This window comes from Arthrobacter sp. SAFR-023 (assembly GCF_051965295.1).
Taxonomy (GTDB): Bacteria; Actinomycetota; Actinomycetes; order Actinomycetales; family Micrococcaceae; genus Arthrobacter.
The window spans coordinates 1-2,709 of record NZ_JBQCMF010000038.1 but is presented as its reverse complement, the minus strand read 5'-3'; the positions used below and the strand labels follow the sequence as shown (position 1 = coordinate 2,709).

General features: G+C 56.7%; 2 rRNA genes (1 of these 2 only partly in view). Both read right to left on the bottom strand.

Features of this window, described 5'->3' with window-relative positions:
- A 23S ribosomal RNA gene (locus tag ACTHQX_RS21545) occupies positions 1 to 632 on the bottom strand (it extends 2,586 nt beyond the left edge of the window).
- Between the two features lie 550 nt (positions 633 to 1,182).
- Positions 1,183 to 2,707, bottom strand: a 16S ribosomal RNA gene (locus ACTHQX_RS21540).
- The 16S and 23S rRNA genes sit together here, the layout of an rRNA operon.
- Positions 2,708 to 2,709 lie beyond the last annotated feature (2 nt).

Sequence of the window (2,709 nt, the reverse complement as noted above, 5' to 3'; positions counted from 1 at the left end):
CTGCTCCGACGGATTGTAAGCACACGGTTTCAGGTACTGTTTCACTCCCCTCCCGGGGTACTTTTCACCTTTCCCTCACGGTACTGGTCCGCTATCGGTCATTAGGGAGTATTTAGGCTTATCAGGTGGTCCTGACAGATTCACACGGGATTTCTCGGGCCCCGTGCTACTTGGGATACTCATCAAAGGCGGCGCTCAGCATTACGGTTACGGGGCTCACACCCTCTACGGCCGGCCTTTCAAGACCGTTCACCTATACCAGCACTCACACCTCCCCGGTCCGGCAGAACCAGGACAACAAGTCCCACAACCCCGCCCATGCAACGCCCGCCGGCTATCACACATGGGTCGGTTTAGCCTGATCCGCGTTCGCTCGCCACTACTAACGGAATCACTGTTGTTTTCTCTTCCTGCGGGTACTGAGATGTTTCACTTCCCCGCGTTCCCTCCACGCACCCTATGTGTTCAGATGCGGGTCACCAGATCACTCGCGCGTCTGGCGGGGTTTCCCCATTCGGACACCCTGGGATCACAGTCCGGTTATCGACTCCCCCAGGCTTATCGCAGATTCCTACGTCCTTCTTCGGCTCCTAATGCCAAGGCATCCACCGTGTGCTCTTAAAAACTTGACCACAAAAGATCAAGGAGTAATTTACGAGAGAACCATGAAAACCAACCACACCCAACAACCACACCCCGAAAGGGTGCCATCATCACGCGCAGCCAGATCCAGGTTCATATTCTTGGAAATTGCTTCTTATAAAAGATGCTCGCGTCCACTATGTAGTTCTCAAACAACAACCCCGTACCACACACCCCACACACACCCGCGCCAACAGACGCAGCAACCGTGTGATCGGTGCAGCCAGGAAACCAGAAACAAACATCCCGGACAAAGCCACGGCCAAAAGCCGTACCCTCCCCGGTCCTGTTGCCTCAGGACCCAACAGTGTGCCAAACACTAAACCGCATGAACCCCGCCCCGCACCGTTCCAGGACAGCCACCCCCGAAAGGGAACCCGTCCGTACTAGACACAGGACAAAACCACGCGGCCGCTATTTGCTGATATTCCACCCATGAGCACCCGCCGCAGAACGATCGCCTGCGCAGCGGGCCTTTACTCCTGACAAACCACACACACCACGCATACACGCGGCCGTGGGCCTGTAGGTGCTCCTTAGAAAGGAGGTGATCCAGCCGCACCTTCCGGTACGGCTACCTTGTTACGACTTAGTCCCAATCGCCAGTCCCACCTTCGACGGCTCCCTCCCACAAGGGGTTAGGCCACCGGCTTCGGGTGTTACCAACTTTCGTGACTTGACGGGCGGTGTGTACAAGGCCCGGGAACGTATTCACCGCAGCGTTGCTGATCTGCGATTACTAGCGACTCCGACTTCATGGGGTCGAGTTGCAGACCCCAATCCGAACTGAGACCGGCTTTTTGGGATTAGCTCCACCTCACAGTATCGCAACCCTTTGTACCGGCCATTGTAGCATGCGTGAAGCCCAAGACATAAGGGGCATGATGATTTGACGTCGTCCCCACCTTCCTCCGAGTTGACCCCGGCAGTCTCCCATGAGTCCCCACCACTACGTGCTGGCAACATGGAACGAGGGTTGCGCTCGTTGCGGGACTTAACCCAACATCTCACGACACGAGCTGACGACAACCATGCACCACCTGTGAACCGGCCCCAAAGGAGAAACCACATTTCTGCGGCGATCCGGTCCATGTCAAGCCTTGGTAAGGTTCTTCGCGTTGCATCGAATTAATCCGCATGCTCCGCCGCTTGTGCGGGCCCCCGTCAATTCCTTTGAGTTTTAGCCTTGCGGCCGTACTCCCCAGGCGGGGCACTTAATGCGTTAGCTACGGCGCGGAAAACGTGGAATGTCCCCCACACCTAGTGCCCAACGTTTACGGCATGGACTACCAGGGTATCTAATCCTGTTCGCTCCCCATGCTTTCGCTCCTCAGCGTCAGTTAATGCCCAGAGACCTGCCTTCGCCATCGGTGTTCCTCCTGATATCTGCGCATTTCACCGCTACACCAGGAATTCCAGTCTCCCCTACATCACTCTAGTCTGCCCGTACCCACCGCAGATCCGGAGTTGAGCCCCGGACTTTCACGGCAGACGCGACAAACCGCCTACGAGCTCTTTACGCCCAATAATTCCGGATAACGCTTGCGCCCTACGTATTACCGCGGCTGCTGGCACGTAGTTAGCCGGCGCTTCTTCTGCAGGTACCGTCACTTTCGCTTCTTCCCTACTGAAAGAGGTTTACAACCCGAAGGCCGTCATCCCTCACGCGGCGTCGCTGCATCAGGCTTTCGCCCATTGTGCAATATTCCCCACTGCTGCCTCCCGTAGGAGTCTGGGCCGTGTCTCAGTCCCAGTGTGGCCGGTCACCCTCTCAGGCCGGCTACCCGTCGTCGCCTTGGTGAGCCATTACCTCACCAACAAGCTGATAGGCCGCGAGTCCATCCAAAACCGCAAAAGCTTTCCACCCCCCACCATGCGATGAGGAGTCATATCCGGTATTAGACCCAGTTTCCCAGGCTTATCCCAGAGTCAAGGGCAGGTTACTCACGTGTTACTCACCCGTTCGCCACTAATCCCCGGTGCAAGCACCGGATCATCGTTCGACTTGCATGTGTTAAGCACGCCGCCAGCGTTCATCCTGAGCCAGGATCAAACTCTCCGTTGAAG